Below are 18,421 nucleotides of genomic sequence, written 5' to 3' on the forward strand. Positions count from 1 at the left end.
CCCCCATGACCGATCAGACGAGCGACAGCGCCGAGGCGACCACGCACTTCGGTTTCGACACGGTGCCCGAAGCGGAGAAGGCCGGCCGCGTGCGCGGCGTCTTCACCTCGGTCGCGAACCGCTACGACCTGATGAACGACCTGATGTCCGCGGGCATCCACCGCGCCTGGAAGGACGCGATGATGGACTGTCTCGCGCCACGGCCGGGGCAGCACCTGCTCGACGTGGCCGGCGGCACGGGCGACATCGCCTTCCGCTTCCTGCGCCGGGCCGGCGACGCGCGCGCCACCGTGCTCGACCTGACCGAGTCGATGCTGGCCGAGGGCCGCGCCCGCGCCGAGGCGCAGAGTCTCGACGACCGGCTCGACTGGCTCGTGGGGGACGCGATGGCGCTGCCCTTTCCGGACGCGAGCTTCGACGTCTACACCATCAGCTTCGGCATTCGGAACGTCACCCGCCCCGAGGACGCGCTCGCCGAGGCGTTCCGCGTGCTGCGCCCCGGCGGGCGGCTCATGGTGCTCGAGTTCTCGCAGGTGGCGGTGCCCGCGCTGCAATGGGCCTACGACCGCTATTCCTTCAACGTGATCCCCTGGATCGGCGAGATCGTGACCCGCGACCGGGCGAGCTATCAGTACCTCGTCGAATCGATCCGGCGCTTCCCCGATCAGGAGCGCTTCCTCGACATGATCCGCGCGGCCGGCTTCGAGCAGGCGAAATACCGCAACCTGACCATCGGCGTCGCGGCGCTGCACTCCGGCTGGAAGCTCTGAGGTGCGGGGCCCTCACAACATCTGGCGGCTGATCCGCACCGGCGCCACCTTCGAGCGCACCGGCGCGATGGGCGCGGTCCTCGACGCGATGGAGGCGCCGCGCCCGCTGCGCGTCGCCGCGCGCGTGCTCGGCTGGCCCTTCAAGTGGCTGGGCTACCCGGGCGACCCGGCGATGCCGCCGATCACCCGCGCGCTCACGGCGCTCGGCCCCGCCTACATCAAGTTCGGACAGGTGCTCTCGACCCGGCCCGACGTGGTGGGTCAGGAGCTCGCCGATCAGTTGCGCGTGCTGCAGGACCGGCTGCCGCCCTTCACCGTCGAGGACGCCAAGGCCACCATCCGCGCCGAGCTCGACGTGGAGCCGGACGCGACCTTCGAAAGCTTCGGCGAACCGGTCGCCGCCGCCTCGCTCGCGCAGGTGCATCAGGCCCGGCTCGCCACCACCGGCGAGCGCGTCGCGGTCAAGGTGCTGCGGCCGGGGATCGAGCGCGCCTTCCGCCGCGACATCGACGCCTTCTATTTCGCCGCGCGGGTGGTCGAACTGCTGTCGCCCGCCTCGCGCCGGCTGAAGCCGATGGACGTGATCGGCCACTTCGAGAGCGTCGTTCTCGGCGAGCTCGACCTGCGCCTCGAAAGCGCCGCCGCCTCGGAATTCGCCGCCAACACCAAGGACGATCCGGGCTTTCAGGTGCCGCGCATCGTCTGGCCGCTGTCGGGGCGGCGGGTGATGACGCTCGGCTGGGCCGAAGGCGTGCCGCTCGGCGACAACGCGGCGCTGGACGCGGCCGGGCACGACCGCCGCGCGCTGTCGGAACGGGTGCTGCAGCTCTTCCTGCGCCACGCGCTGCGCGACGGCTACTTTCACGGCGACATGCACCAGGGCAACATGAAGGTGGCGCCGAACGGCGACATCATCGCCTACGATTTCGGCATCATGGGCTACATCGACCCCTACACCCGTCGGGTCTACGCCGAGATCCTCTACGGTTTCATCCGGCGCGATTACCTGCGCGTCGCCGAGGTGCATTTCGAGGCGGGCTACGTGCCCCCGGACCGGGACGTGCACGAGTTCGCCCGCGCGCTCCGCTCCGTGGGCGAGCCGATCTTCGGCATGGACGCGACGCGCATCTCGATGGGGCGGCTCCTCGCGTATCTCTTCGAGGTGACCGAAAAGTTCGGCATGGAGACGCGGACCGAGCTCATCCTGCTGCAGCGCACCATGGTCGTGGTGGAGGGCGTCGCCCGCTCGCTCGACCCGCGGATGAACATCTGGGAGGTCGCGCGCCCCGTGGTCGAGGACTACATCCAGGAAAGCATCGGCCCCCGCGCCGTCGTGCGCGATCTGCGCGAGACGGCCCGCGTGCTCACCCGATTCGGACCGCGGCTGCCGGGGCTCGTGGAGAGCGCGCTGATCCGTCAGGCGGACCCGCCGAAGGACCCGGAGCCGCCGCGCCGCTGGCAGCCGGCCCTCTGGGCCGGGCTCGGCGCCGCGGCCGGGGCGGCGGCCGTCCTGTCGCTCGGCCTTCTGTAGCGGCGCGCCTCGGGGGCCGAGCAGGGCGCGCCCGGCCCGCCGGATCGAAGGGCGCGAACGCGTTTGCCTCGCCCGCCTGCACGGCGCGGCTTCGCGTCGCGCGCCGTGCCCGGGCCCGACGGTCGGGCCGCAGCCGGCGCGGGCCGGCGCCCCGCTGCGGGAGGGGCGGCCGGGACCCGGCCGCCCCGAAGCCCGCGCGGTGCGCGAGCAGCCGGTCAGGTATCGTCGCTCGCCGCGACCGCGACGACGGTCGCGACGCCGCCGATGATCGCCCAGACCGGGACGGTCGGCACAGCCTGGGAGGAGACGACCGGTTTGTCCGCCTTGGCGAAGGGATCGCTCGTGTCGGCGAGCGCCGGCGCCGCCGCGCCGAGGGTGAGCGCCGCGGTGGCGGCGAGCGTGGTGAAGGTCTTCATTGTGATCTCCTGATGTCGCGTTGCAGTCTATTGGGTGAAGGCGTCGTCCGAGACGCCCGGCCCGCCCGCGTCGCGCGGGAACCGTCGCGAGGTCGACCCGCGACGATCGAAGGCGCCGCCGGCGGCGGTCGCGCCCTGCACATGAGCGGCGTTTCGGCGCGTATGGAGATGGGCGGCCCCCCGGTCATGCAGCGCGGACCGCGGGCCGCTCGCCAGCGCCGCGTGCAGTCCGTCCGTAGCGGCCGCGACGGGCCGCGGTCCCGCAGCGCGACACAGCCGGGGGCGCGACGCCCCTCTGCACGGTCGCGGTCGGCGGCATGGCTCTGCCGGAGGGTCGGCGCAGCGGGCGGGCGAAGTCGCCGCGACGCGGAGGCGGGCGCGATCGCGGCGCCAGCCGGTCGGCCCCGGCGCACATCGGTGGCAACCGCGCCACGGCCGAGGATCTCCGCCGCGCGGCGCGGAGGCCCCTACCCGCGGGCGGGGCCGACGCTGCGCCCCGTCGTCTCGAACTGATCCGCATCGCACGGCCCCGGCGGTGATCCATCCACCGAACCTACCTTCATGGCATTACCAAATCGTTAAGCGCGGTCGCCTCGCCGGGGGACGCTCGCGGGCCCGGCGCCTCCGACCGCTAGCGCCGCATCGCCCGGAGCGCGCGCTCCGACACATCCGCCACCTCCTGGAGACGCAGGCCGTGCGGTCGAGTCGACCCCCGACATCACGCCGGGATCGGCCGACGACAGCCGGCTCCCGGACGCACCCTGCCCTGAGAGCAGGACGCGGTCCGGGCCGGCCAGGCCGGCGCCGCTGACCCGACGCACGGACCTCCGTTCAAAGCACCGGGCGCCCCGAGATCCTTGAAATGCTGCGACGCACACTCACTGCCTCGTGATCCCGACCACGCCCCGTCCCGATGATCACGGGTGAAGCCGCGGCCAGGCCCGTGATAGGCCCACGCTTCCAAAACCGTTTGCCTCTCAAACCAGCTCGCGCTCGCTCCCATCTTTTAGTTATGTGTACCGAGGAACGAGCCGCCCAAGCCGACCGACCACATCCGTGTGCCACGCATCGCCAAAGCCGTATTCACACGAACAAGCGATCGACAGCCCATACCGAGCGGCGCCACGTTCAGGCCAGAATTTCCCCGAACTGCTTCAAGTCCATGATCCCCGCCGGAGATATAACTGAATCGGGCACCGCTCCCTCGGCATGTTTCTCGACAAGCTTGCGGATGTGCTTGGCCGATCCGTCACGCGCACGTGACACCAACAGCGCGATATCCTCCTCCGATGTATAATCTTCGCCGGGCGTTCCGAGCAACTTGGCTTGTTCACGCCGTGTCTGCGACTTGCGGACCACATACTGCGAGCCGAACTCGGGATCGATCCCGCTGTCGTTGAGTTCCTGTGCCCCAACCGGCTCATAGCCGAAGGCTTCATTGTATTCTTTGAAGTACGCCTCGGCGAATTCGATATCTTCCTTTGTGAACCAATTGCGCCATTCGCCGTGTTTACCCTTCCTCTGGATATGAGACACCCAGGAGGTCGAAAGGTCCGTCGGCCCGACCTTGCGCCCCAAGACCTGCCGAAGGCCGGAATAATCACCCGCCGCGTAGTCCTCGAAATGGATGACGCAGAAATCGTACTTGAAACGCAACGCAACAAGGCGCTTCAATATCGCGCGATAGATATCCCAATTGAGCGAGGAAATACCCAGTCCGTCGGCTTGCTTGTGTAGCTGCAATACCGAGATCGAGCCTGGATCCCGCTCCTTCGCCTCGATCATCTTGACGAACTCCGCCAAAGCCTGCTCGCCGAACGAGAGCGGGTCGATCATCGGGCGGAACAGAAGTTCGCTGACCATCAGGTCTTTCACGTCGCGGACCAGCAGGATTCTTTTGTCGAACCATTCCATGTGGAAGTCCGATTTGCTGGCCAAAAGGCGTGACGCCATGATTTTCGTCACGAAGGTCGCACTGAAATCGTAATTCCGCAGCTTCCTTATGGGCCACGGCATCTGCGGCTCGAATATGGAGTAACATGTCTCATCCCCGGACAAGGCCGCCCGACAACTGTTGTAAATCGCTGTGCTGCCAGATTTCGCCGGTGCGACGATGGCTAGTTTCATTAGTGCTCTCCTGACAAGATTGCAAGGCATGAAGCCGAGCAACAAGCCAAATACTTCTTATGACTCGTTTCAGAAGCTTTCCATTGTGTAGTCAAAAAAGGCGAAGTCTTCTTCAAAAATTTCAGCAACGAATTTTATGAACTTCGGATGCTGTTTTATGAAGGAAGTGAAGTCTCGTTTCTCCGTTCCTTTTTGTAACTCATGATACATTCCGGGAACAGGGATCCCGAGCTGCTCGAGAACGGACCTGGCGTTTACCTCATAGTGCTCGAACTTTATTACTTTGAGCTGATCAAGTGGGATTCCACGGACAAAGCTTAACTGTGTACTGAACCCCCAAAAATTTGGATAGCCGGCCTTGAAGTCATTGTAAAAATCAATGAAGTCTTCGAAGGATCTGTTCTTGCTGTATCTGCCAAAAAGGAAATTAGAGCCTTTCAGCCAGGATCGGTCTGTGTAATAAAACTCATAAAACACCGATGCGAACCAATCATAGGGATCGCGGCAAACAACTATATAACTCCAATCCCTGTCGACTATTGCGCTGACCTTATTCTCGATTTCGCAGAATTTGGCGTGTTGCATGCCTTTGAAGTGCCAAGTCGCCTGCCACCCGTCGCCTTGAAACGTTGGTGTTCCTGGGCCGCGCAAGCCATCTTGCGTGAATTCAGACAGAATCCGAGTCAATGACGACCCGCCGGTCTTGTAGATGTGAATGAGGGCAATTTTATAGTCGGGACACAGTATCATTTTCTCACTTTCCCGCTTTCTTCAAAGCTTGCTTCCTGATCATCGGATAACCGCTCACCAAGAATTCCCTCTATTTGCTCACGGCCCGCGCGAATATTGCGCGGGTCACCGCAAGGCTCTTGTCCGGGTCGCGCTGAAGCGTTTCATGCACAACCTCGCGCAGCATGGTCTGCGTGCCGACGTTCTGGCCCTCGGACCATGGCCACGACATGGAACCTCTGCGGAATCGATACAGAAACCCCGCCTCGGGCAGCAGGACCCCGCGATATCCGCGGCCTTGGAAGTCCAGCCAGAAGATCCAGTCATCCCCCTCGCCGTTGCGGCGGGTGGCGTCGAAGCCGATCTCGGACAGGATCTCGGTCCGGATGAGCGCCGTCATCCGGTAGTCGTTTTCCAGAACATGCATGTAATCGCCCAGAAGGTGCCGCAGCACCAGCTCGCTGGTTTCACCGAAATTTCGCCGCTGGGGGATCACGGCGTCGGGCTGCCGGGGCGACTCGTTCCAGGCCTCCAGCATGTGCTCCAGAAGCTCCGGCGCGAACAGGTCGTCGGTGTCGAGGAAAATCGCCAAGGGCGTTTCGCACGCTTCGATCAGGGTGTTGCGGCTGGCCAGCAGCCCGGCGTTGGGTTGGCGCAGGATCGTACAATCCGGCAGCACGGCCTCGGCATACGCGAACCACGGTTGATGGCTTTCGGGTGTGCCATCGTCACAGATCAGCACTCTGGGAATTCCTGCTGTCTGCGCGACAAGACTGTCCACGGTTTCCATGAATTCGTGGTTGGGCTTGTAAGCCGGTATGAGCACCGTAACATCGGCGATCGAGGCTTTCCGGCGGGGCATCGCGTGGGCACGCCACCCGCGCTTGCGGTCGCGCGCCTCGGCGTAGGTTTCGCCCAGGTTCCCGGCCACCGTGTCTGGATTCAGTGTCGCGCGACAATGCTCCTGCACCCGACTGACGATCCGTGAGGCGTCGGACAGGATCGCCTCGAAGTGACCCTGAATTTCACGCACGGAGCGCATCTGGGAGTCGAGAATATGGCGCTGCATGTCCTCCGGGAAGAATTCGGCCATGGCCGTCCCGCGCCGGACCAACGGTACCTGCCCCGCGTCGATGGACTCGATGCAGGCATAAGAAAAGGTCTCATCCGTGCCCAGATGAGGGCTTATCGCGCCGGGCTGGAGCAGGTCGAGCACCACCTCGCGGGGCTTGAAATCGGAATAAAGCAGTTTGTCGCGCAGCTCCGGCCGCAGGCGCTTACGGCAATATTCGATGATGTCAGGTTCTCGGAAAGGGGTGAAGCCGACCCGGCCGATTAACTCGATGCGCCGGAGCGGCTGAACCGAATGCAGAACATTCGCGGCATATATGAGCTTGTCTATGCCCTTTTGGACCGAGAGGCGTCCGACATACTGGACCTGGTCGAGGATTGGGGGATTTGTTGTCGCGGGATTGCGAAAGGCGTATGGTTCCCTCACGATCCGGATTTCGGACTCGATTCCAAGGGTTTTCAAGCGCGCGGCGCTGGCGCCGGATGGGGCGATCACCACGTCGCTGATCCGCATTTGCTGTCGCTCGGCCACTCCGTTCGCGCGCGCCCATTGAGGATAACCAATCTGATCCGCCTCGAAGATGACCTCGCTCAAGCCATGGTGAAACGTCGAAAACAGGCGTCTTTCCGCACCCGCGCGCGTCTGGAGCGCCTGGAACAACGCAAGACACGGCGCCTGCCAGTCCGTCGCCTCGATCACGTCGATGTCGTGATCCTCTATTACCTGCATCAGACGTGACGCGAGATAATGGGACACCGTCTGAAAGTGCGAGGCGCTTGGGAATTGCGTGTGCACCGTGCGATCATTGATGAGCTCGATATGAACTTTGTCTTCGTCGAACGGCGCAACGGAAGCCGGCGGCACGAAGGTCTCCGCGTCCCGAAACGTGAACAGGAAGACATCATGGCCTTGCGCTTTCAGCGCCGGGACCATGTAGTCGAGGTAGGTCGCGATTCCGCCAGCCGGAAACAGCGGCGTTTCGCTGGATACGAAGAGGAGCCGCATCACGTTACGTCCAGCGACAGGTCGAAAAGATTGAAGACGTAGCCGCCGTGGGGCGGGAGAAACAAGATCAGGCGCAGCGATGCGGCTTGGCGTATGGATTGCGCGAGCGAATCGTCGAGGCTGGCGGGCTGCTCATGATGCATGACCGCTGTGGTGACGGGTACATGACCTACGTCGATATCTTCGTAATGGCCATTTTTGAAACCGCATCGTAGGGCGACTCTGACAGTATTTGCATGACCGGGCGAACGCGAGTCCGGGAAGGCGAAGTTCGACAGCAATCGGATGGTCAATGTGGAGCCCGTTTTGATGGGTTTCTTGTCCACATCGCTTTCGACTGTGACCCAGCGCGGTGGTTGCGCGCCCGTGACGACAGGGTGAACAATCAGTCTTGGTGATTTCGAGGTATGATCGAGATCGGATGTCGTGACCGTATGGGCAGGATCGAAGGCCATTACGACCCAGCACGCCCCGTCCAACGCCTCGAACCCGGCCCACACGCCATTCGAAAAATCGACGTAAGGCTCTACGGCTTTCGAAGGAATGCTCTTCTGGCCGGTGAAAAGCCGACTGAATCCATTCTGAAGGGCCGCCGCCGCTGCGGCGGAGGTAACGGGTTCGGCGCCCGGATGGCAAGCGTTCTCGGCCGCCAGGAGCTGGTGCAACCGCTGTATTCCTTCTTTCAACACGTCTTTTCTCGACGTCAATTTATCGACACTCTCCGAGGTCACGCGGCACCTCCGCAACTCGATCGTCTCGCACTATACGCGCAGTTGTGCAGCTTCGCCGGTGTATCGAGGAAATTTCCCTGCTGAACGACTGGCACGGGCACGTGGACGCAGCTTCAGGTTGTAAGCACGAGTTCGTGTTGTCAAGGATGCGCGGCCGTGGAAGAGGGCCGAGGATGCGCTTTGCGCGGCGGACGGCTGGGCTCCCGTGGGCGCCTGTGGTACCGGGGGATACGCCTCCGGCGGGGATATTTGGACCAAGAAGAAGGGCCGCGGACGTGACCCTCTGGACCCTCGGCTCGATCAACGCCGATTACGCCTATCGCGTGCCGCGCCTGCCCGCCCCGGGGGAGACCCTCGCGGCGGAAGGGCTCATGCGCGGGCTCGGCGGGAAGGGCGCGAACCTCTCGGTCGCGGCGGCGCGGGCGGCGGCGCGGGTCGTGCACGTGGGCGCGGTGGGCCCGGACGGGCGCTGGGCGGTCGAGCGGCTGATGGAATACGGCGTCGACGTGCGCCATGTCGCCGAGGTGGGCGAGGTGACGGGCCACGCGGTGATCGCCGTGGCCCCGGACGGGGAGAACAGCATCCTGATCTGGCCCGGCGCCAACGCCGCCATCCCCGAGGCGGTGCGCGACGCGCCGCTCGCCGAGGCGCGGGTGGGCGACCGGGCCGTGGCGCAGAACGAGACGAACGGGCAGGGGGGCTGGCTCGCCACGGCGAAGCGGATGGGGCTTTCCACCGCCTATGTCGCCGCGCCCTTCGATCCGCAGGCGGTGGGCGCGGTGCTCGACGTGCTGGATCTCCTGATCCTCAACGCGGTGGAGGCGGAGCAGCTCGAGGCGGCGCTGGGCCGGCGGGTCGGGGATCTGGGCGTGCGTGACGTCTTGGTGACCATGGGCGCCGAGGGGTGCCGGTGGCACGGGGCCGAGGGGGAGCGGAGCTTCCCGGCCCCGAAGGTCGAGGTGGTCGACACCACCGGCGCGGGCGACACCTTCGCGGGCTATGTCCTCGCCGGGCTCGACCGGGGGCTGCCGATGGTGCAGGCGATCGGGCAGGCGCAGGTGGCGGCGGCGCTGATGGTGGCGCGGCGGGGCACGGCCGACGCGATCCCCGACCTGAAGGAGGTGCAGGACGCGCGGCTCGCGCCGTAGCGGGGTGTGTCACGCCGGGCGCGGCGGAAGGGCGGGCGCGGCGCGCCAGACGCCCGCGGCCATGCAGGCGCTCGCCGCGACGAAATAGGCCGCGATGCCGAGGAACTGCGTCTCGATGCCGAGGCCGGCGTCGATCAGCGTGCCCGTGAGGCCCGGCCCGACCGCCGAGCCGAGCACCATGATCGCCGCCGCCATCGCCTTGATCGCGCCGAGGTGGCGCGTGCCGTAGAACTCGGCCCAGAAGGCGTTGGGCAGCGTCGCGTTCGCTCCCGTCGTCGCCGCCATCAGAACGAGCCCCGGCAGGGCGAGCGCCGGCGTCGGCGCGAGCGCGAGCAGCAGGAAGGCGCCCACCATCGGCAGCTGGAACCACGGCATGAGCCGCGCGGTGCCCAGCCGGTCGAGGGCCCAGCCCGAGAGCAGCATCGCCGCGACCGAGGTGGCGGTGTAGACCGGGAAGAGCGCCACGAGGTCGAGATGCGTCCAGCCCTTCACCTCGGCGAAATGGACCTGCTGGAAGAAGAAGGCGGTGGTGAAGGCGGGCGGCCCGAGCAGCGCGGGCGCCATGCACCAGAAGAGCCAGTGGCGCACGGCCGCGCCTCGCGTCCAATGTGCCGCGCCCATGCCGAGGGTCGCCGTGCTCTCGGCCGCCATGCTCGCGGGCAGCCGCTCGCGCCGCAGCAGCGCGAGGAGGAGGGGAATCCCGGCGAGCGCCACCGCCGCCGCCACGACCCAGAGCGCGCGCCAGTCGAAGAGGCCCATCGCGGCGACGAAGATCAGCGGCAGGAAGGCCTCGCCCCCCGCGACGCCGAGGGTCGCGGTGGAGAGCGCGCGGCCCCGCGCGGCGACGAACCAGCGCGCCATGGCGACGAGGGCGATGTGGCTCGTCATGCCCTGCCCCGCGAAGCGCAGCAGGAACACGGCGACCGGCAGCGCCCAGACCGCAGGCACCGCCGCCATGACGAGGCAGGCCCCGGCCAGCAGCGCCAGCACCGCCGCGCCGAGCGCGCGGGCGCGGAACCGGTCGGTCAGCACGCCGGCGTAGAGCATCGCCAGCGCCGAGGCGCCGGTGCCGGCGGTGTAGATCAGCCCCCACGCGCCGTGCGAAAGGCTGAACTCCGCCCGGATCTCGCCCGCGAAGACCGCGATGAAGAAGGTCTGCCCGAAGCTCGACAGGAAGGCGAGCAGCACCCCGGCGGCGAGCCAGGGCGCGTTCGCCCGGAGGAAGCGCAGATATCCCATGCCTCCCCTTGGGCCGCGCGCGCGCGGGACGCAAGGCGCGGGCGCGCCGCCACAAGGCCCTTGCGCGCGGCGCTGGCCTGCTGTTGACAAGCGCGTGACCGGGCTAAACTTTGACTCCAGCCAATCGAGGGAGAGACCCATGACCCTGAGAGCCACCACGCTGTTCCTGGCCGCGACGCTCGCCGCGCCGGCCGTCGCGCAGGAGGCCGGCGATCCGGCCGCGGGCGAGAACCTGTTCAACCGCTGCAAGGCCTGCCACATGATCCAGAGCCCCGACGGCGAGATGATCGTGCGCGGCGGTCAGGTCGGCCCGAACCTCTACGGCGTGATCGGCGGTCCGGCTGCCGAGGTCGAGGGCTTCCGCTACGGCGACGGCATCCTAAAGGCCGCGGAGATGGGCCTCGAGTGGACGCAGGAGAACTTCGTCGCCTACAGCCAGGACCCGCAGGGTTTCCTGCGTGACTTCACCGGCGACAGCGGCGTGCGCTCCAAGATGGCCTTCCGCCTGCAGGACGGGAACGAGGACATCTACGCCTATCTCATGCAGGTGGCCGGCGACGGCGCCGCCGGCGAGAGCTGAGCGCAACGCGCTTTCAAGGCGAGACGCCGCGCCCGGGTCCGGGGGCGGCGTTTTTTCTTTCCCGTGTCGTCATGTGGCACGCTAGCCACCGACGTCGCGCGCCTGCCGCGTGACGCCGAAGACGCGCCCGACGAGGTCGAAGATCGTTTCGGCCCGCGTCACGGGCGATTCGGTCGCGAGCACGGTGTCGCCCGGGTTCACCAGCACGTTGCGCGCGGCGAAGAGCCCGTCGGCGCTCGTCAGGTCGAAGGTCAGGATCACCTGCCGCTGCGTCGGCCCGGGCGTGCGGCCGACGTCCTCCGGCGCGAATTCGCGCAGGATCAACAGGCCCTCCGGGTCGGCGCGCTGGTCCGAGAGACCGCCCATCAGCGAGACCGCCTCGAGCGCGGAGACGTCCTCTTCGGGGAAGGGGATGAGATCCTCGGTCCCCGCGGCGCCCAGCGCGGTGAAGTGGCGCGGATCCTCCTCCACCACGATGGTGTCGCCGCCGCGCAGGCGGGTGTTCCGCCGCGCCTCGGCGAAGAGGCTTTCGGCGCGGATCTCGTAGGTCTCGCCCTCGCGCATGAGCCGGACGAGGGGGTTCTGCAGGCTCTCGCGGATGCCGCCGGCCGCGGCGAGGACGCTGAGTATCGAGGTGTCGCGCGAGCTCAGCGGATACCGGCCCGGCGCGCTCACGCCCGAGACGATGTCCACCGCGTTCCCGCTGCCCTGTTCGACGCTGAGCTGCACCTGGACCGAGGGCGCGATCCCCTCGAGCGCATCCTGCACGCGCGCGCGGGCCTCCTGCGGCGTGGCCCCGGCGAGATCAACCTCCCCGGCGTAGGGCAGGAAGACGCGGCCCGAGGGCATGACCTCCGCGCCCTCCAGAACCGCGTTGCGCCGGGCCGGCGACGTCAGCAGCGAGTTGTCCTGACTGTCCCAGATCACCAGCGTGACGCGATCCCCCGGCCGGATCAGCGCCGAGGACGGCCCGCGCGTGGCCGGCAGCCATCGGCCGCTGCCGCTCCGCCCCGTGGCCGGCCACGCGGCAAGCTCCGGGACCATCGCGCGGGTCACCTCGACGACCTGAAACCCGGGATCCTCCCCCCCGCGCGCCTCCACAATCTCGGAGCGCAGGGCCGCGCCCTGCGGCAGGCTGCAACCCGCGACGAGCACGGCAGCGGCCAGAACCAGAAAAGCATGAAGCCCCTTCGGCACGTCGGCGTCCTTCCCGGAACCGGCGGCCGGGGCCGCCGTGTGATCGCTCGAACGATAGCCTATACAATATTAAAGAGATCACAACGCCGGTATTTCGTGCTATGGTTGCAGTCAGTGCCTTTGGTGCAACAGGGCAGGCATGACCCCGGCGAAGCGTGTTTTCGACATCCTGGTCGCGCTGGCCCTCGCCCTGCTGCTGGCGCCGGTGATCCTTGCCGTGGCCGCTGCGGTGCGGTGGCGCGACGGGGCGCCGGTCCTGTATCGCTCCGAGCGAATGCAGGCGCCGGGGCGGCCGTTCACGCTGTGGAAATTCCGCACGATGACGCCCGCGGACCGCGACTCGGGCGTCTCCGGCGGGGACAAGGCGGGCCGGATCACGCCGACCGGCCGGGTGCTGCGGCGCTGGCGGCTCGACGAACTGCCGCAGCTCTGGAACGTGCTGCGCGGCGACATGAGCCTCGTCGGCCCGCGCCCGCCGCTGCGGCGCTACGTGGCGGCCTTCCCGGAGCTCTACGCCGAAGTGCTGCGCGCCCGGCCCGGGGTCACTGGACTGGCTACGCGCGTCTATCATACCGAGGAGGAGCGCCTGCTCGCCGCCTGCCGCACGCCGCGCGAGACGGACGCCGTCTACATGCGCCGCTGCGTGCCCCGCAAGGCGCGGCTGGACCGGATCTACCGCGCGCGGCGCACGCTCTGCCTCGATGCATGGCTCATGCTGGCGACCGTCGTGCGGCGCCTGCCCGTCGTCCCGCGCCGCCGCGCGTCCCGCCGCCGGCCGCGACGCCGAGCGGGCGCCGTCGCAGTGGGCAGGCGGGCGCCTCGGGGCAGCAACCTGTGATTGTTTTTAGGTATTCCCTCACACGTTTACCGTTTATTCACGAACACCGGCCATTCGACAGGTGAGCGCCCGGTCCGGCCCTGTGGCGGCAGCTTCGGCTGCGCCCGCGGCCCCCGGACACCGGCGCGGGGCTGTTGGTGGATCGCGATGCTCTATGACCTGTGCACGACCCTCGACCGCTCGCGGAAGAGCCTCGTGCTGCTCGCGATCGACATCCTCGCCATGGGCGGCGCCTTCGCCGCGGCGGTCGCGCTGACGACGGCGGGGCGGTCTGCCCCGCTCCACGCCGGCGAGGCGGTCGCGACGCTGCTCGCCATGCTCGCGGTCGGCGTGGCCGTCACGATTCGTCGCAGCTTGCACCGGATCAAGCTGAACGCCTACGAGATGCAGGGCCTGCCCGGCACCTCGGCGGTCGCCCTCGGCATGGGGGCCGCCGGCGGCGCCGCCCACGCGCTCCACCCCGGCACGCTCCCGCCGCAGATCGTCGTGCTGCAGCCGATGATCTTTCTCGTCCTGTCGGTCGCCGCGCGGCTCGGGCTGCGCTCCGTCGTGCTCTGGATCTACCGCACCGGGACCGCGCGCACGCGGCTCCTGATCTACGGCGCGGGGCAGACGGGCCAGCAGCTCGTCTCGGCGCTGCGCACCGACGACACGCTGACGCCGGTGGCCTTCGTCGACGACAACCCCACACTGCAGAGCCTGAGCGTCGCCGGCCTCGCGGTGCACGCGCCGCTCCAGCTCGCGCAGCTGATCCGGAGCGAGCGAATCGATCGCGTGGTCCTCGCGATGCCGTCGGCGGGACGTCCCGCGCAGGCCCGGATCGCGCGGCGCGTGCGCGCGCTGGGCTGCGAGGTGCAGACGCTTCCCTCCTTCGCGCAGCTCGTGCTCGACGAGGCGCGGGAGACGCCGGCGCAGCGCGTCGAACTCGCGCAGCTCATAGGCCCCGACCGGGTCGAGATGGACCTGCCGGGATCGGCGGAGGCCTACAGCGGGCGCTCGGTCCTCGTGACCGGCGCGGGCGGATCGATCGGGGCCGAGCTCTGCCGCCAGCTCCTGCGCGCCGGGGCGTCCCGCCTCGTGCTGCTCGATCACAGCGAGCCCGCGCTCCACACCATCGCCCGCGAACTCGAGGAGGTCGCCGCCGGAACGGAGATCGTGCCGGTGCTCGGCTCGGCCGGCGAGCCCGGGCTCGCCGCGCGCGCCCTCGCCGACAACGCGGTGCAGGTCGTCCTGCACGCCGCCGCCTACAAGCACGTCGTGCTCGTCGAGGCGAACGCGACCGAGGGGCTGCGCAACAATGTGCTGGCGACGCGCACCATGGCCGCCGCCGCCCGCGACGCGGGGGTGGACCGCTTCATCCTCGTGTCCTCGGACAAGGCGGTGCGGCCCGCCGGGCTGATGGGCGCCTCCAAGCGCCTCGCGGAGCTCGTCGTGCAGGATCTCGCCGAACGGCCCGGGAACACCCGCTTTTCCATCGTGCGCTTCGGCAACGTGATCGGCTCCTCCGGGTCCGTCATCCCGCTCTTCGAGGAGCAGATCGCGCGCGGCGGCCCGGTCACGGTCACCGATCCGGACGTCAAACGCTACTTCATGACCACGACCGAGGCGGTCCGGCTCGTCCTGCTCGCCGGCGCCTCCGCCCGCGGCGGCGACGTCTTCGTGCTCGACATGGGCGATCCGGTTCCGATCCGGCGGCTCGCGCGGCAGATGATCGAGGGCGCGGGATACACGGTCCGCGACGCGCAGACGCCCGACGGCGATATCGCGATCGAGTTCACCGGCCTCCGGGACGGCGAAAAGCTGGAGGAGGAGCTCCTGATCGGGCAGGACATGCTGGCGACGCCCCACCCCAAGATCCTCCGCGCCGAGGAACGCGGCCTCTCGGAGCTGGAGACCGCGAGCGCGCTGCAGGAGATCCGCAAGGCCGTCGCGGCGCAGGACGACGCCGCGGCGGCGACGGCCGCGCGCCGCTGGATCGACGTCTGCGACCGCCGCGCGCCCGAGCCCGGCAACGCGCCCGCACACGGCCCCGGACCCGGCATCGCCGCCGAGTGACCGCCGCGCGCGTCAGAAGCGGAGAACGCGCAGCGTCACATGTCCGATCAGATCGCCCGCCCACTGCCGCGAGGCCACCGCGCGCCCGGCGCCGTCGATCATGTAGGTGTTCACGATCTCCCGCCCGTCGCGGCCGGTGCAGGATTCGACGACCGGCGTCGCGGTGCGCGCGCGACCGCCCACGGTGACGCGCTGCGCCGCGCCCGGCGTCACGCGGCAGTCGAAGGCGAGCGCCCGGACCTCGTCGGCGGCATTCAGAAACCGCATGACCCGCTGCGCCGCGCCGGCGCGCCGCGCGGCGATCAGGGCCTGCACCGCCGCGACGTCGGACGACATCAGGTCGCCGCCGAGGCCGCGCGTCGCGATCAGCACGCCGTCGCGCAGGGCGATCGTCTGCCGCGCGCGGGTGGCGAAGGTCGTCGCCGGCCCGCTCTCCTCGATCCCGATCAGGATGGCCGGCGCGCCGGTCGCGCTGAACCGCGTGTAGAGCAGCGGGCGCGTGGTGGCCTCCAGCGCGGCCGCCCGCTCGGCCGGTCCGATCTCGGCGGGCCGGGCCACCGCGCCGCCCGTGCGCTGCGCGAGGACGCCCTGCGCGATCTCCCGCAGCGCCGTCGCCCGGTCGGCGCCCGGACCGGAGCCGCAGGCGGCGAGCGTCGCCGCGGCGAGGACCGCCGCCCAGGGCCGCGCGCGCGGGATCATCGCCAGAACCTCCCCCAGCTCGCGGCCAGGTCGGGGCCGTGATTGTCGCGCACCGTCTCGTAGAGGCGGTCGCGCAGGTTCAGCCGCGCGCCGCCGTCCCGCGTCAGGGACTGGATGGTGACGGTGTTGGTCGCGCGCGACGGCCGGTTCGCGACCGCGCTGAGCGGAACCGTCAGCCGGATGCCCTTGTCGAAGGAGCCTTCGCCGAACGCCTCGAAGGGCGCGTCCGTCACCGTGGCATAGGCGCCCACGCGCCAGCCGTTGGGAAACTCCCGGTCGAGCGCGACCGTCATCCCCCAGTCGCCGGCGAGATAGCGCCCCGCGTCGATCCGGGCGTGAAAGCCATCGCCGAAAGCATGGTAGAGCGACAGATGCCCGTTGAGCCGCGGGATCGTGCCGCCCGGCGTGTCCCGGTCGCGCAGGCCGAACCCCTGCGTGAAGGCGCGCGGCTGCACGAGGTTGAGCTCCGCGCCGAGCGCCGTGCGGCTGTCCACCGGCTTCCAGAGAAGCTCCTCGGAGAGGCCGGCGTACATCGTCTCGAGGTAGCCAGCGGTAACCCGGGTGTAGAGGTCGCGCGCCGGCCGCCCGAACCGCGCGAGCGTCAGGTGCTCGATCGCCGGGTCGCCCCGGGCCGCGTAGAGCCGCCGGTCGGTGCGCACGTAGGGCAGCCCGGACTCGCCGTCGCGGGTGACGGAATCGAGCGTCCCGCCCAGCTTTTTCGTCAACGCGCCCGACAGCACGAGCCCCGGCCGGAGGTGATAGGCGAGCGCGCCGCGGGCGCCCAGGTCGGCCCGCGCCGGGTTGTCCGGGTCGAAGACGCCGAGCTGCACGTAGGGCCCGATCGACCAGTCGAGGCGCGGGTGGAGATCGGGCGCGGGCGCCGGGGCGCGGCGCCAGCCGTCGGCGATCTCCGCCCGCGTGCGCATCTCGGCCGCCGCCGCGGTCTCGAGGCGCTCGAGGTCGCTGCGCCGCAGGGTCACGGCGCTGGTCTCCATGCCGCGCTCGACCGGCACGATCACGAATTCCTCGACCGAGGGCGGCAGCGCGCGCGTCATCGCCCGCGCGGTGCGTCCGATGGCCTGCGGCACGGCGCCGTAGGTCGGGTTGCGCAGCCGGACCGTCGCGCGGCGCGCCTCGAGCGACAGTCCCTCCAGCACCAGATCGTCGCGCGCCATGAGCTCGGCCAGCGTGCGCCGCGCCGCGCCGGCGGCCTCGCGATCCTCGGTCCAGCCGAGGTCACGCGCGCTCTCGCGCGGGCGCACCGCGACCGGATACGACGCGGGCTCCAGCCCGCCCGGCGTCCCCGTCGTCCGCGGGTTGAAATGCAGCGTGACCTGCGCGCCGAGCTCCGTTCCGTAGGCGTGGTAGAGCGAGAGCTGCGTGCCGTTGTCGAAGCGGTAATCGAGCCCGACGTTCCACGGCGACGCGCCGTCGAAATCCCCGGCCCGTCGTTCCTCCTCGTAGTCGTCGGAGGAGTATTCCGCCTTGAACGTCAAGCGGCGCGAGGGCGACCAGGCGAGGCCGCCGAACGCCGCGACATCGCCCCGGAACCAGCGGTCGTGGGTGGGCACGCCCCCTTCCCCGAGCAGCTCGGAGAACGCCGGGCGCTCGCCCGTGGAGCCGAAGGCGCCCCGGCCCCCGAAGCGGCCCCAGCCGACGCCCCCCGTCACCCGGAGGCCGGGCGCGACGGCCTTGGTCGCGACGAGGTATTCCCCGCCGTAGAGCGCCGTGCCGACGAAATCCTGCAGCCCGATCAGCACCGCGGGGCGACGCGGACCTTCGGTCAGGATCCGGTAGCGCAGGTCGAAACTGCGGTCGTAGTAACGCGGCGCGGTCCAGTCGTCCGGGCGGAAGCCTTCGATCGCGACGTAGCGGAACGCCGCCGAGAGCCTCGGCGTGATCTGGAAGCGCAGCGTGGCGCGCAGATCGCCGCCGACGGTGGCGAGGGTGTTGGAAATCGTCGCGTCCGGGGTCGTCTCCGCCGTCGGCATCTCCACGAGGCCCGGCACGCCGTAGAGGTTGAACCCGGTCGCGCCGTCCTGCGCCGCCCCCCGTCCGGCCCAGAGCAGGGCCGTGCACCCCATGGCGACGAGCAGCCCGCGACGCACGCGGCGGTTTCGGAATACGGGCGCTGTCATGGCGGTGCTCACCCTGCCGACCGCATACCGTGCTATTGCAGCGTTTAATGCAAGTCAAGGTTGTGCATCGCCCTCTGCGAATTGCGCAGCGGTCGCCGTGCGGCGGCGCCGCCTCCGATCCGGGGGACCGCCTCGGCGCTCCGTCC

General features: G+C 69.0%; 15 protein-coding genes. 6 read left to right on the forward strand and 9 right to left on the reverse strand.

What is annotated here, in order from left to right; translation table 11 throughout:
- The first annotated feature begins 5 nt into the window (after window positions 1–5).
- Together ubiE and ubiB are read left to right on the forward strand one after the other, a co-directional pair.
- Window positions 6–770, forward strand: a complete 765-nt coding sequence (ubiE, locus tag DRV84_RS05905; protein ID WP_115978960.1) for a bifunctional demethylmenaquinone methyltransferase/2-methoxy-6-polyprenyl-1,4-benzoquinol methylase UbiE — start codon at window positions 6–8, stop codon at window positions 768–770.
- 1 nt (window position 771) lies between these two features.
- Window positions 772–2,301, forward strand: coding sequence for a 2-polyprenylphenol 6-hydroxylase (ubiB, locus tag DRV84_RS05910; protein WP_115978961.1), 1,530 nt, complete (start codon window positions 772–774; stop codon window positions 2,299–2,301).
- Window positions 2,302–2,516: 215 nt separating this feature from the next.
- On the opposite strand, the gene DRV84_RS05915 is transcribed toward ubiB, so the two are convergent.
- The 5 genes from DRV84_RS05915 to DRV84_RS15415 form a co-directional block, all read right to left on the reverse strand.
- Window positions 2,517–2,717: a hypothetical protein gene (locus tag DRV84_RS05915; RefSeq protein WP_115978962.1), complete on the reverse strand. Its 201-nt coding sequence runs from the start codon at window positions 2,715–2,717 to the stop codon at window positions 2,517–2,519.
- A gap of 1,128 nt (window positions 2,718–3,845) precedes the next feature.
- Window positions 3,846–4,844, reverse strand: coding sequence for a sulfotransferase domain-containing protein (locus DRV84_RS05920; protein ID WP_147298838.1), 999 nt, complete (start codon window positions 4,842–4,844; stop codon window positions 3,846–3,848).
- 69 nt (window positions 4,845–4,913) lie between these two features.
- Complete coding sequence (locus DRV84_RS05925; RefSeq protein WP_115978964.1) at window positions 4,914–5,594, reverse strand: sulfotransferase family 2 domain-containing protein; 681 nt, start codon at window positions 5,592–5,594, stop codon at window positions 4,914–4,916.
- A 70-nt stretch (window positions 5,595–5,664) separates the two neighbouring features.
- The gene (locus DRV84_RS05930; protein WP_115978965.1) at window positions 5,665–7,650 is read right to left on the reverse strand and encodes a glycosyltransferase; all 1,986 of its coding nucleotides are present in this window, start codon (window positions 7,648–7,650) and stop codon (window positions 5,665–5,667) included.
- On the reverse strand, window positions 7,650–8,381 hold the full coding sequence (locus DRV84_RS15415; RefSeq protein ID WP_147298839.1) for a hypothetical protein: 732 nt from the start codon (window positions 8,379–8,381) through the stop codon (window positions 7,650–7,652). Before DRV84_RS15415 ends, DRV84_RS05930 begins: the two co-directional genes overlap by 1 nt.
- Before the next feature lie 275 nt (window positions 8,382–8,656).
- On the opposite strand from DRV84_RS15415, the gene DRV84_RS05935 reads away from it, so the two are divergent.
- Window positions 8,657–9,529: a PfkB family carbohydrate kinase gene (locus tag DRV84_RS05935; protein WP_115978966.1), complete on the forward strand. Its 873-nt coding sequence runs from the start codon at window positions 8,657–8,659 to the stop codon at window positions 9,527–9,529.
- A 9-nt stretch (window positions 9,530–9,538) separates the two neighbouring features.
- Here the strand turns inward: DRV84_RS05935 and DRV84_RS05940 are convergent, their stop codons facing one another.
- Entirely contained in the window at window positions 9,539–10,768 is a 1,230-nt protein-coding gene (locus DRV84_RS05940) for an MFS transporter (protein WP_115978967.1), read from the reverse strand.
- Window positions 10,769–10,907: 139 nt separating this feature from the next.
- Between DRV84_RS05940 and DRV84_RS05945 the strand changes: the two genes are divergently transcribed.
- On the forward strand, window positions 10,908–11,348 hold the full coding sequence (locus DRV84_RS05945) for a c-type cytochrome (RefSeq protein WP_115978968.1): 441 nt from the start codon (window positions 10,908–10,910) through the stop codon (window positions 11,346–11,348).
- An 81-nt stretch (window positions 11,349–11,429) separates the two neighbouring features.
- Here DRV84_RS05945 and DRV84_RS05950 read toward each other — a convergent pair whose 3' ends face one another.
- Window positions 11,430–12,545: a polysaccharide biosynthesis/export family protein gene (locus tag DRV84_RS05950; protein ID WP_239994996.1), complete on the reverse strand. Its 1,116-nt coding sequence runs from the start codon at window positions 12,543–12,545 to the stop codon at window positions 11,430–11,432.
- Between the two features lie 139 nt (window positions 12,546–12,684).
- Between DRV84_RS05950 and DRV84_RS05955 the strand changes: the two genes are divergently transcribed.
- Together DRV84_RS05955 and DRV84_RS05960 are read left to right on the forward strand one after the other, a co-directional pair.
- Complete coding sequence (locus DRV84_RS05955) at window positions 12,685–13,383, forward strand: sugar transferase (protein WP_115978969.1); 699 nt, start codon at window positions 12,685–12,687, stop codon at window positions 13,381–13,383.
- 147 nt (window positions 13,384–13,530) lie between these two features.
- Window positions 13,531–15,438 (forward strand): nucleoside-diphosphate sugar epimerase/dehydratase, encoded by a 1,908-nt coding sequence (locus tag DRV84_RS05960; protein ID WP_115978970.1) that lies wholly within the window; start codon window positions 13,531–13,533, stop codon window positions 15,436–15,438.
- Window positions 15,439–15,450: 12 nt separating this feature from the next.
- Here the strand turns inward: DRV84_RS05960 and DRV84_RS05965 are convergent, their stop codons facing one another.
- Window positions 15,451–16,137 carry a YjbF family lipoprotein gene (locus tag DRV84_RS05965; RefSeq protein ID WP_115978971.1) on the reverse strand — a complete coding sequence of 229 codons (687 nt, stop codon included), beginning with the start codon at window positions 16,135–16,137 and terminating at the stop codon, window positions 15,451–15,453.
- Window positions 16,134–18,275 carry a YjbH domain-containing protein gene (locus DRV84_RS05970; protein ID WP_115978972.1) on the reverse strand — a complete coding sequence of 714 codons (2,142 nt, stop codon included), beginning with the start codon at window positions 18,273–18,275 and terminating at the stop codon, window positions 16,134–16,136. The genes DRV84_RS05965 and DRV84_RS05970 overlap by 4 nt, the downstream gene beginning before the upstream one ends.
- Between the last annotated feature and the right edge of the window lie 146 nt (window positions 18,276–18,421).

The sequence above is a fragment of the Rhodosalinus sediminis genome, from assembly GCF_003385555.1.
Lineage (GTDB): Bacteria > Pseudomonadota > Alphaproteobacteria > Rhodobacterales > Rhodobacteraceae > Rhodosalinus > Rhodosalinus sediminis.

What these genes read in the sequence shown, in the direction of transcription:
- DRV84_RS05970 (WP_115978972.1), bottom strand. Translation starts at nt 18,275, where the DNA reads ATGACAGCGCCCGTATTCCGAAACCGCCGCGTGCGTCGCGGGCTGCTC.
- DRV84_RS05915 (WP_115978962.1), bottom strand. Translation starts at nt 2,717, where the DNA reads ATGAAGACCTTCACCACGCTCGCCGCCACCGCGGCGCTCACCCTCGGC.
- DRV84_RS05930 (WP_115978965.1), bottom strand. Translation starts at nt 7,650, where the DNA reads ATGCGGCTCCTCTTCGTATCCAGCGAAACGCCGCTGTTTCCGGCTGGC.
- ubiE (WP_115978960.1), top strand. Translation starts at nt 6, where the DNA reads ATGACCGATCAGACGAGCGACAGCGCCGAGGCGACCACGCACTTCGGT.
- DRV84_RS05960 (WP_115978970.1), top strand. Translation starts at nt 13,531, where the DNA reads ATGCTCTATGACCTGTGCACGACCCTCGACCGCTCGCGGAAGAGCCTC.
- DRV84_RS05940 (WP_115978967.1), bottom strand. Translation starts at nt 10,768, where the DNA reads ATGGGATATCTGCGCTTCCTCCGGGCGAACGCGCCCTGGCTCGCCGCC.
- DRV84_RS05965 (WP_115978971.1), bottom strand. Translation starts at nt 16,137, where the DNA reads ATGATCCCGCGCGCGCGGCCCTGGGCGGCGGTCCTCGCCGCGGCGACG.
- DRV84_RS05925 (WP_115978964.1), bottom strand. Translation starts at nt 5,594, where the DNA reads ATGATACTGTGTCCCGACTATAAAATTGCCCTCATTCACATCTACAAG.
- DRV84_RS05955 (WP_115978969.1), top strand. Translation starts at nt 12,685, where the DNA reads ATGACCCCGGCGAAGCGTGTTTTCGACATCCTGGTCGCGCTGGCCCTC.
- DRV84_RS05920 (WP_147298838.1), bottom strand. Translation starts at nt 4,844, where the DNA reads ATGAAACTAGCCATCGTCGCACCGGCGAAATCTGGCAGCACAGCGATT.
- DRV84_RS05945 (WP_115978968.1), top strand. Translation starts at nt 10,908, where the DNA reads ATGACCCTGAGAGCCACCACGCTGTTCCTGGCCGCGACGCTCGCCGCG.